The sequence below is a fragment of the Shewanella sp. MBTL60-112-B2 genome (genome assembly GCF_019655055.1).
Classification (GTDB): domain Bacteria; phylum Pseudomonadota; class Gammaproteobacteria; order Enterobacterales; family Shewanellaceae; genus Shewanella.
Genome location: NZ_BPFA01000036.1, coordinates 14904 through 29537 on the forward strand (window position 1 = coordinate 14904; position 14634 = coordinate 29537).

Annotated in this window: 13 protein-coding genes; 4 read left to right on the top strand and 9 right to left on the bottom strand. The window is 40.5% G+C overall.

Annotated features, from left to right (window positions below):
- Nucleotide 1: 1 nt before the first annotated feature.
- From K5Q73_RS18335 to K5Q73_RS18355, 5 genes are all read right to left on the bottom strand, one after another.
- Nucleotides 2-1450: an EH signature domain-containing protein gene (locus K5Q73_RS18335; protein WP_220763115.1), complete on the bottom strand. Its 1449-nt coding sequence runs from the start codon at nucleotides 1448-1450 to the stop codon at nucleotides 2-4.
- Nucleotides 1450-2178 (bottom strand): OmpA family protein, encoded by a 729-nt coding sequence (locus K5Q73_RS18340; RefSeq protein WP_220763117.1) that lies wholly within the window; start codon nucleotides 2176-2178, stop codon nucleotides 1450-1452. Before K5Q73_RS18340 ends, K5Q73_RS18335 begins: the two co-directional genes overlap by 1 nt.
- Nucleotides 2175-4247 (bottom strand): anti-phage ZorAB system protein ZorA, encoded by a 2073-nt coding sequence (gene zorA / locus K5Q73_RS18345; RefSeq protein WP_220763125.1) that lies wholly within the window; start codon nucleotides 4245-4247, stop codon nucleotides 2175-2177. Before zorA ends, K5Q73_RS18340 begins: the two co-directional genes overlap by 4 nt.
- A gap of 197 nt (nucleotides 4248-4444) precedes the next feature.
- Complete coding sequence (locus tag K5Q73_RS18350) at nucleotides 4445-4663, bottom strand: EF-hand domain-containing protein (RefSeq protein ID WP_220763127.1); 219 nt, start codon at nucleotides 4661-4663, stop codon at nucleotides 4445-4447.
- 27 nt (nucleotides 4664-4690) lie between these two features.
- Nucleotides 4691-5497 carry an ion transporter gene (locus K5Q73_RS18355; protein WP_220763129.1) on the bottom strand — a complete coding sequence of 269 codons (807 nt, stop codon included), beginning with the start codon at nucleotides 5495-5497 and terminating at the stop codon, nucleotides 4691-4693.
- A 174-nt stretch (nucleotides 5498-5671) separates the two neighbouring features.
- Between K5Q73_RS18355 and K5Q73_RS18360 the strand changes: the two genes are divergently transcribed.
- Nucleotides 5672-6586: a YeeE/YedE thiosulfate transporter family protein gene (locus tag K5Q73_RS18360; RefSeq protein WP_220763131.1), complete on the top strand. Its 915-nt coding sequence runs from the start codon at nucleotides 5672-5674 to the stop codon at nucleotides 6584-6586.
- 88 nt (nucleotides 6587-6674) lie between these two features.
- Here K5Q73_RS18360 and K5Q73_RS18365 read toward each other — a convergent pair whose 3' ends face one another.
- On the bottom strand, nucleotides 6675-8177 hold the full coding sequence (locus K5Q73_RS18365; protein WP_220763133.1) for a glutathione synthase: 1503 nt from the start codon (nucleotides 8175-8177) through the stop codon (nucleotides 6675-6677).
- A 403-nt stretch (nucleotides 8178-8580) separates the two neighbouring features.
- Here K5Q73_RS18365 and K5Q73_RS18370 point away from each other — a divergent pair, with 403 nt between their 5' ends.
- Nucleotides 8581-9006, top strand: coding sequence for a DUF1090 family protein (locus tag K5Q73_RS18370; RefSeq protein ID WP_220763136.1), 426 nt, complete (start codon nucleotides 8581-8583; stop codon nucleotides 9004-9006).
- A gap of 80 nt (nucleotides 9007-9086) precedes the next feature.
- Here K5Q73_RS18370 and K5Q73_RS18375 read toward each other — a convergent pair whose 3' ends face one another.
- On the bottom strand, nucleotides 9087-10169 hold the full coding sequence (locus tag K5Q73_RS18375) for an AI-2E family transporter (RefSeq protein ID WP_220763137.1): 1083 nt from the start codon (nucleotides 10167-10169) through the stop codon (nucleotides 9087-9089).
- A 339-nt stretch (nucleotides 10170-10508) separates the two neighbouring features.
- Here K5Q73_RS18375 and K5Q73_RS18380 point away from each other — a divergent pair, with 339 nt between their 5' ends.
- Nucleotides 10509-11528 (top strand): YafY family protein, encoded by a 1020-nt coding sequence (locus K5Q73_RS18380; RefSeq protein WP_220763139.1) that lies wholly within the window; start codon nucleotides 10509-10511, stop codon nucleotides 11526-11528.
- A 58-nt stretch (nucleotides 11529-11586) separates the two neighbouring features.
- Nucleotides 11587-12738 (top strand): cell division protein FtsZ, encoded by a 1152-nt coding sequence (gene ftsZ / locus K5Q73_RS18385; protein ID WP_220763147.1) that lies wholly within the window; start codon nucleotides 11587-11589, stop codon nucleotides 12736-12738.
- 88 nt (nucleotides 12739-12826) lie between these two features.
- Here ftsZ and K5Q73_RS18390 read toward each other — a convergent pair whose 3' ends face one another.
- Both K5Q73_RS18390 and K5Q73_RS18395 read right to left on the bottom strand, forming a co-directional pair.
- On the bottom strand, nucleotides 12827-13810 hold the full coding sequence (locus tag K5Q73_RS18390; protein ID WP_220766162.1) for a phosphotransferase: 984 nt from the start codon (nucleotides 13808-13810) through the stop codon (nucleotides 12827-12829).
- Nucleotides 13811-13985: 175 nt separating this feature from the next.
- Complete coding sequence (locus K5Q73_RS18395; RefSeq protein WP_220763151.1) at nucleotides 13986-14327, bottom strand: hypothetical protein; 342 nt, start codon at nucleotides 14325-14327, stop codon at nucleotides 13986-13988.
- Nucleotides 14328-14634: the final 307 nt, after the last annotated feature.

Sequence of the window (14634 nt, forward strand, 5' to 3'; positions counted from 1 at the left end):
TTTATACTGCCCCATATAATCGCTTATAGCGCTTATAATCTTCTGTTGAAAGCACATCTAGCCCTGTAACATTCATACCTAAGCTTTTTAAAGCCTCAACACCTTGGTATTGCCAGTTGAAATTTGTTGGATTGTGCTGGATTCTTGCACTAGGTCTGCATCCTTTTATCGCCATTTTTGCAGCAAGGCCATTGGTCAATTCACTGTAGCTAGGTGTCGTGCGGTTGTAATTAAACACAAGTGCATCTTCATGCAAATTTGGGTAAATCCATAAATAACAACTGTGGCTGCCTTCAATAACATGGGCATTTTTGAGCTTTAAGTAGATTATCGACTTGTCTTGATCACTGACGACTGAATAGTTAGGTAGCTCATCTTTTTTGTAGTGTAGCTTTAGGTATCTTTCAGCCTGGCGTGATAAGTACAACCTGGAGTTCTCAACTAAGTCTTTTTCAAATACACCCTCTAGGAAATTTTTGCGAGAAGGGTACATACGGATTAATTCTGTATTTCCTGAGGTTTTTGAAAAGTCTTCTAGGACCTCAAGAAAAAGTTTTAAATCTAAACGAGACAGCCAGCCAATTACTTTTTGGATACGAGACTTGCCGAGCTTGTTCCACCACTGCTGGTACTTTGCACTATTTGACGCAACTCTCGGGTCTCCAGCAATGGTTAAGATGACCTGTTCCCAGCTTTTATCTAGCTCTTGTGTATTTGCTCTGTCGATTAAAATCTCAAGTACTTTATGGCCGACTTGCATGGTACGGTCATACTTAGCTGTAAATACATCCTTTTTTATCACTTCATCTAAAATTTTGTGAGGCTGATTTACAGGGATCTTTTGTAATTGCTTAACAAAGTAAATTGAATGAGCATCAGATAGAAACTTACCACTCGTATACTGTTCTAGTCGATTGTCTTTGAGTATTGAATTCAGATCATCTTGCTGTTTTATAGCTGAATTAGCTAACCATTTAGGCCCTTCAATACTAAAAATATGCTTATCTGAACGCTCTGATTGCTTTCTAAGTTCTCTGGCCTTTATGAGCCAATCCCCAAGAGTTTCAACATCGGTTAATTGATCAAAGCGCTGCAGGAATAGGTTTGTCATTGCCGTGGTTATTAGAGCACTCGGTTTAACTTGAATCGAATCGATTTGCTCTAGCAGCTGTCGGCTAAAATTGATTTTACTATTGAGCTCTGAATCGTTAATCGCTAACGATAGGGCTCTAACCATAAGGTGGCTATTTATTAAAGCTGGTGTAAACCTATAAGCCCGTATAGCGTCACATAGATGACGATAGGTGATTTGAAATTCATCACTCGTTTGACCAACATTATCTGTCAGTTTTGATAGTGTCTTAGTATGTTTAGCCATATGCCGTTTAAAGGCTTCCATGTTGACACTATCGAGAGAAAATTTAGGTAAATGAAAGTCGATTTCAAACATTAAAATTGCTCTTTTATGCTTTCAAGATCCAAGAAGCTTGGTTTTTTCACTGTAAAGCGTATATCGATACGCCTATTTTGCTGCATATCATCTGGTGTTAGTTCTTGTTCATTGACTCGCCGCGTAGATGAATAACCACTTACTGAAAATAATGTCTGACCTTGGCTGTTTTGAATCTTATCGAATCTTGGGGCTAAATCTGTTTTGTCGTTCCATAACTCCCACAATGAAATGGCCCTGAATGTCGATAAGCCCCAATTTCCTTTTTGACGAGGAGAGCGGCGGCTATCAGTATGCCCTTCAATGAAAACAGTATCCAAATAAGCAAATCTTTTATCTTTTAGTATCGCCCTATGGATTGTATTACCGATCTCAATCACTGCGTTTTGAGTCGATTCGTCTTCTGGTATGTCAAATTTGTTTGAGGCAAATGTAAGCTGCTGCTCAGGTATACGCAGTACGGTCTCGTTCTCGGTGATTTCAACAACGATATTCTTGGCACTCAATTCAGTCTTGATGTCATGCAAGATGTTACGTCGTACCATCTCAGCCTTTTTTATCTCTTCTATTGCTTCATCTACTTGGTTCTTGGTTTGTGTTAACTCAAGAATAAGTGCCATTGCAGCAAGAATAAAGATCACTAGCAAAGCTGACATAAGGTCAGAGAAGGACATCCAATAGGGATTTTCTTCATCTATATTTACAGGCTTTCTTCTAAATCTACTCATGCAACTTGTCTGCCTGTTTTAGTCTCAATCTCATCAATAACGCTAGACAGCGCCTTCATTGCTGATGTCATTTGTCCTGTATATTCAGAAGTTTGCTCATTCCAAACATTGAGGCGCGCAGTCGTTTGGTCATTCACTTGATTACCGTATTCAACAAGCAAAACATTTAAATGATCTTTTAGTGAAATCACATTGTTTTGTAACTCTTTTAAATAGTTTTGCTGGTGTTCTTTCATATTATCAAAGCTGGTGTCTGCAGATTTAATAATTTTCATTAAGTTGTCAGTTATCACTGTATGAGCTTGGTAATCTTCATTTAATCTAGAGCGCAAGTCTTCAATTCTGTCTGCAGTGATTTGATTTTGCGAAGCAAGATCTTTAGTCGTATTCACGGCCTCGGTTACAGCGCCGGATAATTGGTTACCAGCTTCTTTAATGTTACTTCCCATTACATTCATAGAGCTAGCTGCAACGTTTAATTGCTCGCTTGTTAGCTTCATGTTTGCGGATGCATCAAGGTTAGAGCGCACGGATGCATCAATTCCCTCTTGTAATGCTTTACCCTGTACTAATAGGTTTGAGGTAGCTTTTACTTGTGCTGTAACTAGCTCTTCTACCTGCTTTAGAAGCGACTCTGTACTTGTTTTTAGCTCTGTTGTTTGTTCCATTAACGCATCTTGACGCTTGCTTTCTTTATCAGAGTTATCATTAATCTGTTTTTCTAAAGCTGTTTGCATTTGCTGTGTCGCTTTAGAAATGTTGGATGACATATTCTCACTGATTTGGCTTGTTTGCTGAATATGCTGGCTGAATAGGGCGTCGGCCTTATCTCTATTATTTTGCTCAGTTATTGAACGTTGCTTAGTTTGCTCTTCAATGTTGCTAAGGTTTTCATCAATAAGCTTGGTGAGTACTTGTTTTTGTTCATGGCTATGAGTAACTAACTCGTTTATTTGATTCTTGATTTGCTCGGCAAGATCTTTCTCACGTGTAGTGGCTTGTTCTTGCGTATGTTCCATCTTAGTGACGAACGACTGCATGGTTTGACTCATACTTGAGATCGCATCGTTTATTTTACCTGAGGCTGAATCCATGGCATGACGTTGTTCTTGCCCTTGTGAACCAAAACCTTCCATAAACTTTTCTAGTAAACCTTCCAAGGCTTGCTGGTTCCCTTCAGATGTTTGGTCCACCAGTTTGTTAATCGCAGGCGCCATTATTTTTTCTAGACTAGCTTCTAAACCTGTTTGTATTTGCTGTGAAGATTCAACGAGTGCTTCTTGTAGTTTGTCACCAATTTTCTCAGCTAATCCTAATAACACATCTTTTGACTGCTCACCATCGTCAGCAATTTTTACTAATTGTGATTCAGCGCTTAGTCTTGGGAAAAGCCTATCTAATTGACTTTGGATGTTCATGACTCGAGTTCGGGCGCGTCGCTCAAGACATTTTTCAAGAAAGTTATATATTAAGCTTAAGGCAACACCGTAAACAGATGTCATAAATGCCACAGCTGCACCATTTATCATTCCACTGATGCCTTCGCGAAGTTCATCAACACTTGCACCGGAATCAAGTTGTAATCCACCTAATCCAAGCTGCAGACCAATGAATGTTCCAATGACTCCTATTGCTGTTAAAAAACCAGGTACAGCTGCAGCCATGCGGCTTTCTGTTGAGCCGCGCGCTAATGTTGTTGTGTTGAAGAAATATTCGGCATCGACAGTGTTATAAAGTGCTTGGCCATTTGCAGTTTCGACTTCGACGAGCGTTTCGTCGAACTCTGACCAGAGGTCATGGATAACGGTTATTGGTTCTGACTTTTCAAGCATATCGGAACGTTCATGAAGAACAGTAGCTGATTCTTTACCTTTTATGATTTTTCTTACTAGGCTTGTTCTGCGATATGTCTTAAAAGTCGCGTAAAGTGATAAACAACAAGCTACTGTAAAGGTAACAAGCAATATAAGTACAATAAATGCACTTAAAGAGGCCGTTGAAGCAAAAATACCGTTTTTTAATAATTCAAACTGGGGAATTAGTGGGGTAAAGTCTAAGCTTGAGTTCATCTAGAAGTGCCTAATTGAGAACGAGTGTTTTGATAGCGTATTTGATAAATAAATATTATTACTTTTTATCGAGTAATAATATGTTTATTTATCAAATAAATAATCGATGATTAAATTTGTGAATTACGACTGTAAGTATCACAATCTAAGAGGTAATATTTGCACTCTATACTGCGAGTGCAAATATTAAGTAGAAACTATTTGGAGTTAAACCATTCACTAAACTCTTCAAAGTCAATACTTCCGCTATTATCTAAATCAATTGCATTGAAGCCAATTTCAGCACTTTCACTAGGTTCAATAGCTTCTAGGGCAAGTAAAAGACGCTTAAATTCAGATAAGACGATACTGCCGTCTCCATCTGTATCAAAATGGTCGAAATTTTCTTTAAGTTCTTCTTGGCATATATCAGTCATTATGGACTCCTACGTTAGTTTTTCTTTCTATTTTTCAACCATGAGTGATTGAATTGTTAAGGCCTGCTTCTTGTTCAACTCGATAAGTAAGTCTACTTTTCTCTCTAATTCATCATGGTTATCCCTTACCATTTCGTCTACGAATACAGCGTTTGCTAAGGATAAACCGATAAAACCACCTGAGATTAGAACAAATATAAAGAAGGCTCGGATCAACCATGCTGACTCTATTCCTGTTTGCATGGCTTCGTCGGGAATATCATTCCAGTTTTCAATAGAAAAGACTGTAAATATTGAATAGATAGAGGATACGGGATCACCAAAATATTGAGGGAGCATACTTGAAAACATTGCGTTACCTAACAATGCGAAAACGAACATCATAAGGAATAATAGAAAAAATATCGCACCTGATGCCCGAAGGGCTCTGCCGATATTGGTATAAACTATTTCAGCATGTGGGATAAATTTGAACATCCTGAGTAGTTTGAACAAGCGAGCTAGTCTCAAAATACCAATATTTATGAGGTTTAAAAACGGAAGTGAAACAGCAATGAACCCTACTATAACTACCAAGAAGTCAGCCGTGTTTCCAAAGGTAGAAAAATATTTTTTTAAGCCATAGCATCTAATACGTGCAAATACTTCGATAACAAAGAAAGCAGATAATGACCATATTAGGGTGTTAATTGAGGTTTCAAATTTACTGTGTAAATGGGGGAAAGCATCAATGAAAATCAAAGCTGCATAGAAAAAAATTGCAGTATTGGCCAACCTTGCATCACTTAACACCTTGGTTATTATTGGCCGCTTGCTTAGTTCATCTACCTTCAAATTTAACTCCAGAATTAAAATTGCCAACAAAGTATACACCTGTGTAGTTGTTGGGTGCAACCAACTTGTGTATGAATAATAACCGGAGTTATTAATTTTAACTTTTGATTTTTAAGTGTTTAATAAATTTCTGTCTAAACTGTTAGGAAGCAAAGCGATTAGAGACAACACTACATGTTATTAATATTGGCAATATTTCTAATTGGTTTTTTAGGTTATTTGGCTCAAACAACTGGGTTATGCCTTGTTCGTGGTGTAAATGAGACATTAGCTGGTAAACCAATGTTTCTACTTTCCATTGTAATGAGCGGCTCTTTGGCTTGGATTTCTATACTTATCGGTTACCTTGTTGGTGTTGAAACACCGTTTATCTCTTATGAGTATTCAATATTGGCTGTTGTCGGTGGTTTTCTGTTTGGGCTTGGCGCTTCATTTAATGGTGGATGTGGAGTCTCAACGATTAGCAAATTAGCCAGAGGGCAATTAGTGATGTTTTTGACAATTAGTGGTTGGTTAGCGGGTTGGTTATTGTTAGCTTCTTTCTCTCTTGATTATCGTATTTCACCTTATCAAATTGAGCTTAGTCTACATACAGGAATTCTAGTTTGTATATCTGGTTTCATTTTGCTTTGTACAATAAAAATGACCCGAGATAATCGTAAGCTTTGGCTGAGCATGCTAGGCATAGGCTTGTGCGCTGGTATTGTATTTTTACACGAACCTAAATGGACTCCCAGCGGACTATTGAAGGATGTTAGTTTATCGCTTTGGTACGAAAAATCAGAAATCTGGCCCGATGAAAGCCGTTTTATACTCATAAGTGCTTTAATAGCGGGTATGGTTTTAGCTGCGTTACATAAGAAAACGTTCGATCTTATAGCATTATCTAAGCGCAGTAGCCTGAAACACTTTTTCGCTGGCTGCTTAATGGGGATCGGTGCAGCAATTGCCAGTGGCGGTAATGATAGTCAGCTATTGCTCGGCTTACCTTCATTATCTCCTGCAGGGATCACAACTGTGCTTTGTATGCTAGCTGGTATCGCTGTGGGGCTTAAATTACCTACGTTGGTTAAACTGAGACGTAAATAGCAAGAAGCTACCGAGGGTTAAGGTTGGTATTAATCCCTCGGTAATAACGTTAACAACCAATCTATTTTTATTACTGAGCCCTAAAGTTTCAATCACTAAACACCAGCGAATCCAATACGCCCATGCCGCTGTGGACGCCGCCTTCGGTGGTTCGGGCAGATTTACTTCTAATCAGGTATCCAGCGTAAGCTTGTTGCTCGCCATTGAGATCTGTAATCGCTGCTTCGCCGTTTATATGTACGGTAAACATGCCGTTTTCACTGATAAGATCGTCGACTTTTTGTAGCTCACCCTTGCGTACGGTTAACGCAGTTGTTGCTCTTGCTGTTGGGTGCAATCTGCGCATCAGTGACCAGGCTTGGTATTCGTGGGGCTCTAGTGCAGCAATTTTTGGCAAAATGTCGTCGCCAAATATGCAGTGGCCGCCACCTTCGCCTTGGTTTTTGAGTACCCAATCATTGTTGCTGCTGTTAGCCACTATTGCGGCGCTGTCTTCAGTGATGGCAATCATTTCACCGAGTAATTCTTTAACGGCGATTGCCTCATCAATGTTTAAGCCAAAACGGGTGAGGGCTGCTGGCTCCATTGAAGACAGTAACATCTGTACTCGTTTGCTGGTGGCCAGTTGCTGGCTAACGGTGGCATTAACGGCGACCCGGTGCTGTTCGATAAAGATGCGAGTTTGCATTAATGCATCACAGCATACGCGGCTGATGATGTCGTTGGCGTGGTAGTCACAATATTGGTAGCCTGCACGTAAATATACAGTGTCGATAGCGCCTACACCGTCGAGTAACAATCTATGGTTATCGCCAGTTTTAAGTTTACCGTGCAACTCTCTAAACGTGCGTCTAATGGTTCGAATGCCTTTAGATTGCAGGGCGTGTTCTAGTAGGTGTTGATCGTAAACATTGTCTTCACCAGCTTGCACAACCATTAAAAAGGTTGGCGCGTTCATGGTGTTATTAATTGAAGATTGCTCAATGGCTACAAACTCAGCATTAATTCTATGTGTGGCGTTAGCTATGCCTTGGGCTAAGTTTTCTATCGCGTGGTTAGCAACTAACTTCCCTGTTGTTGGCGTTGACCACTCACTAAAGGCTTCTGGCGCTTGTAACTGCAAAAACTTGTGTAGCTCGTGTACGCGTTGACCGAATGGGCCCATACCTGCCGCAATACCGTTAAACTCAATTAGTTTTGGACCTAAATTAGCATCATCCATAAAGTCACTACGCATAATTAAAAGCGGTAATCGTTTAGCACTTTGCGCCGCTTGCTGAGTAAGTTGCTGATCAGGTTGGTGAATGGCTCGGTGCATCTCTAATAAGGCATTAAAGAAAGGCTCGCCCTTGGTAATTGGTTCAATCGCTTCGCTGAGGAACTCAGTATCTTCGGATGCAAAGTGGACGAGTTTGCCCAATAGACCTACTGATGCCGTTAACTTTTTATAGCGCGCAGCCGATATCGGCGTCGGCGTTAAGCTAAACGCAGTATGTACGGCTGAATAGGGCGTGGTTTTTAACGCCATACCATGGGTTAACGCCCACTCAATTGCATCTTGTGAAGCTTGTTTGCTTGTGTCGTTAATCATGGTGTCACCATTTATTTTTTTAAGGCCACAGGTAAGACTCATCGTTAATTGGAGTTAAGCAAATTAACCGCGAGTCATTGTTTAATCGCGTGACAATATTTCCGCATAACTGGTAATATAGTTTCTGGTATGGTTTTTTGTCAACTTATAATTCGAAGAAAGCAGAAGTATAGTTCAAAAGCTATCAATGACCTTGGATATTGGGTGAGATGACATCTCGCACGGCAAATATTTGAGGAACGATTACTGGGGGATAAGCTCAATTTGCCACCTTAGATCATGAGTTAGCTAGCCAAACTTTGACGTGCGAAATGGACGTATCGTGAACTTGTGACTATAAATCAGTGAGTATTGTGTATTTTCGCAAAAACTAAACTATTGAAGTTGTAATAGGGAATTGATTATGAAAAACAAAACGTCACGTGTATTGATAGGTTTAACAATGAGTTGTAGTGTCTTAACCTTAGGCATCGGTTATGCACAAGCTGCATCAGCAGCTGATTGCTCAAAGCTTGCAGGTTGTGCACAGAAGAGCTGTAAAGTTGAAGCCTTGATAGCCGATGCAAAAGCTAAAGGGCATGATCAAATGGTCATGCAGTTACAGTCTTCACTTAAGCACGTTAACACCAATTGTACTGATGAAGGCATTAAGAATGATTTACAGACCGAAATTGCTGGAGTGGAACTTCAGCTCGAAAGCGATAAGGCTGATTTAAAGGCGGCTAAAGCTGCGAATGAGTTAGATAAATCCTATCACTATGCACAAAAAGTCCTTGCAGAAAAATACAAGCTAGAGCAGTTGAAGCAAGAACTCGCGAAAATGAAGTAACAGTCGCGTAAAAGAAGCGTGTAAAACATAACTCTTGTCGACAGAGAGGGGCTATGTTTTACACCAAAAGCTTATAGGTTTTATTCTCTGTCTTGCTGTTGAATAAAGTCTTTAAACTCAATCTCATATAACCGAGCTAATACTAAGGTAACCGCAAAAATGATCGGCCCATAGATCAAGCCGATTAGTCCAAATAGCTGTAAACCGCCTAGTAGTGAGAAAAATAACAGTAGGGTACTCATACCAGTATTACCTTGCATGAGCCAAGGTCTGAGAAAGTTATCAATCGAGCCAATAACCACAACCCCCCAAACAATCAAAAATAGCGCCCATTGCCAGTCACCGGTTATAAACAAATAAATTGAGGCCGGTAGCCAAATCATTGCGGTGCCAACAAATGGGATAAAGGAAGCAAAGGCCATCATACTGCCCCAGAATAACCCCGAAAATCCGGCTAACGACATGGCTATTCCGCCGAGCGCGCCCTGGGCTAATGCAGTAAGAAATGCACCTAATACGGCAGACTTAGCAACCACTCCGACTTCATTAAAGATAAGCCCCTGCTGCGAGCGAGATAATGGAATGATGTGGCGAGTGTTATCGATAATTTTCTGTTGATCTCGTAAAAAGAAAAACAATACAAATAGCATCAGTCCAAAATCTAAAACCGTGTCCGCTACATCGCCTGCAATGCCTGTACTAGCAGTTAATAAACTGCTGCTCAGTTGCGTTACTTTTCCGGCAGCTTGTTGCACGAGTTCATCTATCTTAATTGTGTCAAATGGCAGCCACTTATTTAATAAGGCAATGCCATTTTGAATATAGGGATGAGCAAGAAAGCTTTTTGCTCCGCCGTCAGTTAACCAAGCATAAGCATTAGTCATGAAGTTGATGCCTTCATTCATAATGGCCATAGCTACAAACAGTAATGGGATCAACACCATCACAGTCACCAATGTACAAGAAAACACTGAGGCCATATTAGGGCTGTTAGGCATGCGCTGTTGAATTCGAGTATGGATTGGGAGAAATAATATCGACACGATAAATCCGAGTACTATCGAGCCTAAATAAGGGGATATGAGTAAATAACAGGCATAAAAGGCGATCGCTAAAGCGAATAATAAGACTAAGTGGTGCGGTTTGAGTTTAAGGCCACTCATTAAAAGGCTCCCAAAAATGTCAGTAAGCTAAGGTATTAGCAGTACGTTTACTTGTGATTATGGGCTACAGCAGCATTTAGTCAACGCTAACAGTAGGTTCGGACGTTATCTATCTTTGATGAAGTGATAGATCTTGAGATTATTTATAATAGTCACTGCGGTATTAGTCACTGAGGCATTAGTTACTGCGGCTTGAGCTATGCATCGACTTTTCATCGCGTGGTGGATGACTTTTAATGATTTAGATATAAAATATTCCCCCTGCGTCAAGATGTGTCGCAGCTGTGTATTATGCTAATCGCTCAGCAAATTAGAGAGCTTTTGATCAGAGAATTTTTGATGCAAACCAATATCCAGCGCCAAATCGCTATGCTTGAGCAAATACCGCGTCACCCTAGAAAGTTTACCGCCAAGGAGATCACTGAAAAGCTACAAAATCGTGACTATGACATAGGCCTCAGAACCGTGCAGCGAGAGCTAAAAGCTATGTACGACATGGGACTGTTTGGCTTAGTAATGGATGACAGGTGCAAACCATTTGGTTGGTCTATTGCGGCTTGCTGGCGTGGTCTTAATTTAACTTTGATGGATCATCATATGGCATTGGCGTTCCATACGTTAAAGCACAATGCCAAGCAACTGTTGCCGCCTAAAAGTTTACAGCAGCTTACCCCTTATTTTGAACGTGCCGATCAAGTTTTAGGCACGGATCCGGATAATCCCTGGCTGTACTGGACACTTCGTGTCGCCCAGTTGCCAGCACCTTTGCCTATTACCTACGACGATCACGATCCTAAGGCATTAGAAATTGTGCAAGATGCGCTGTTAAACAAGCGACAAATAGCCTGCGAAATTCAGCGTTTTATTAAAGGCAAAAGTTATTGGATAGACTACCGACCGATTAACCCTGAAGGGATAAAAATCTCGGATGGGGTCATCATGCTGGCATTTACTGTGGGAACATCACATACAAAACGGTATGCCAAACCGATTAACTTAATGCGTAATATTCGCTTACTCGATAGCGATGCGATCACACGCGATGATTTTGATATCACGCTTACCGGCGAAGTAAGCGCCACAAGGCCGATAGCTTTAGAGTTAATGCTTTCGCCGTCGGCCAACTTTATTCAGCGTAATGCCAGACTGAGTGACGATCAGCAGATTGAACGACTGGCAAACGGCTATTATCGTCTTAATGCGAGCGTGTGTGATACACCAAGATTAAGAGAGTTTTTGTGGGGCATGGCTGACAGTGTGGAAGTGATCTCTCCCCCAAAACTACGTGAGCATTTCACCCGGTTGATTGGAAAAGTTAATTCGCAATATCAAAATGCTACGACCGAGTCTGTCGCATAGCTAGGTTAATCTCCTCGGTACTATTTAAGTCAAATGACAATACCAAGGAGAAGGGCAAATGTTCGATTTGCATACTCAAAATAACCAAGCACCACGAATAGCCGTATTTGGTGTTGGCGGATGTGGCTGTAATTCAATTAATCAACTCAGTCAGTCCGTGTTAGGTGACAATGTACAGCTCATTGCGGTTAACACTGATGCACAGTCTTTACACGTCTCACAGTGCAGTATCCGACTACAGATTGGCCTTGAGGCAACCAAAGGATTAGGAGCCGGTGCTAGACCACTTAAAGGCTATGAAGCCGCTGAGGAGTCAGAGGCTGAGCTTAGAGAATACATTGAGCTGGCAGATATCATTTTCATAACGGGTGGAATGGGGGGAGGTACGGGTACTGGCGCCATTCCTTTTATGGCATCAGTCGCGACTGAGCTCCACAAGCCTTTAGTGGCTGTGGTGACCACGCCATTTAATTTTGAAGGCCAACAAAGAGGATTAATGGCGAAGAAAGGCGTGGATGAGCTAATGCAGCATGCCAATGCGCTAATCGTGCTGCCTAACGATCAGCTGGTTAAGACACTGGATAAGAAGGTTAGTTTAGTTAACGCCTTTTATGAGAGTAACCGTATCTTGCAAGATGTATTGCAGGGGTTAACCACGACCATTAGTCAGTCTGGTTTGATTAATATCGACCTTAATGACTTTATTGCGGTGGTGAGCCACCAAGGGCGTGCGGCAATGGGAGTGGCCAGACAGATGGCAGGCGAAGATCTGCAACAGACCATCAATAAAGCACTTAAGAATCCCCTGTTAGAAGAGTGCGATCTATCTAAGGCGCAAGGCGCGATTGTAAGTGTGATGGCAACAGAGAATATTGAGCTTAATCAGTACAATAGTATAGGTGAAACGTTGCAAGAACAGCTTGATCCTGCTGCGCTGGTAATTATTGGCCTCACTATAGTCCCAGATCTGGATTGTGAGCTTGAGTTGATGGTGATTGCAACAGGTATGCAAGATGATGCTGGTACGGGAGCGAGTTGTTTTGAGGAGCCGCAAGAGCCTATAAGTTCAATATCTCATCATCACCGTTTTGAATCATCTGAGCTGTTAAATTTACATGATTTTTTAAAAGAGAAATCAGCAAGGGCAATGAAAACTCCTGAAGAGGAATTGGACATTCCAACTTATTCACGTAACAGGAAACTAAGTTAGCGATTAACTATATAAAAAGGCGGCTGAACTGTGGTTATCCTTGTCAGTATAAGGCAACGTAGCTATCAGACTTACCAGCCTGGCTGAATTATGTAATGAACTCATCCGCATGATTGTTGGGATCTGCCAGACAGCTAAAATTAACTAATCTATTAAAGGCATTTAAATATACTTGCTCTAAGTCTTTCATTTGCTCGTTAGAAAGTGTCTTTTTCATCGATGCATAAGAGATAGCTTGGTGTGCGTAACAGACTAACTCTGCTTTACTCCAAGCTCTTTTAAGAGTGGCCATATCAGCTAGGTATAGCCATGGTGTTAAGTAAGCTTCTATTATATTTTGCTTCTCTACACTATCAGGCATTCTATAAATATAAGTGCCGTCGATAAATGGATGACTTATACAGGCATCACTCCAGTCAAAAAAGATAAAGTCGTTGTTCTGCTGTGCGATATTTTCGATATGAAGATCGCCATGAACTAAGGTATCTGACAGTGCAAATTGTTGTAACTCTTCGATGTAGTTAGTTACGGTTACTATAAGATTATTTTTATGAGTTGAGACTTTTACTGGCAGGCTAGAGGTGATATCTAGATCATTTAAGATCTCGCTAAGCAAAGCTGGAAGATCTGTAATTGATCTCTGTAAGCATCCATTGCTTATTAGTTCGCTTATATGCCGAGTTGACTCTATTTGTAGTTTAGCAAACTGACTAAAGGCACCTCGCCACAGCAGATTATCAGCATTTTCTGGCAGGCTGCCACCAAAATACTCGGATAGCATCCATTGGTTTTGGTTTAAAGAGAATAGTGTTGTGGGCACATATGCGGGGAGCAATTGTGTTAACTTTAAGCAAAGTTGCGACTCGTTTGAAAATAGGGGGAGAAAGGCGGTCGCCTTGAAGAAGTAATAACCCCTATTTGTATCTTGTTTTAGAATATATCCTAAAGACCAGCCTGATACTTTTTGTAGTTCTCCAACTGGCTCTAATCCCATTTTTACAAGGTTATTATTAGTCCATATTTGGACTGACTTTAACCAGTCAGGGGAGTCCCAATTTGTAGTTGTTGTCATATGAGGGAGTATACTGCAATCTAAATGGCTTGTTTATTGTGCAATATAGACTGCCAGTCTATGTATAAACCTGCAATCTTTATATCAAATAAAGCCTAGATTTTGCCGCGTTATAAACAATTGATAACCCCTTACGGGGTTATCAATTGTTTAAGCGTATAGCCAGATATCTCGCTTATTCAGCTGTAATAAAATCACTTTCGCGAGCAAACTTAATTGCTTGGTCACATATCTTGATTTGCTGCTCTTTATTCGCTGCTTTGAATTGGTCCATGTAAGCATCTAATGCTTCGCTGGTTTCTTTTGACATGATCATCTCTTCGATGCCAGCATCTTTATGCATCATCATAGATTGGCCAACAATGCTGCCTTCGATTTGCATATCTTGTTCTGCATAAAACGTTGTACAAATCATAAGACTTGCCATGCCAAGCGCAGTATCTTTGTCTAGGTTTTCAGCGACAGCGGTACCTGCGAATAAACAGTTTACAAGACCAGCAATTAGTACTTTTTTCATTATGGTGAACCCTTATTTCATTCCATCAATGGATCTTTTATCTAGATGATATTGCATAGCATTTATATTTTTATGCGGCGCTATGAATTGAGATAAAGGCTAGCATTTAGTTATTATGAGGTGTGTGATACTGAGCTTAATTAATGGGGTTAGATTCATTTTTTGTGTGGTTAATCACGCTTGTTATACAGTTTTTAGATGTGAAAAAAGCTAAAAAAGGCTTCAGGTTTTTCCTCGCTGTTTTTATAGACAATTTACTTTGGTATTAACGGTTTAATGACTTGGTAAATATTTAAGCGCTCGACGA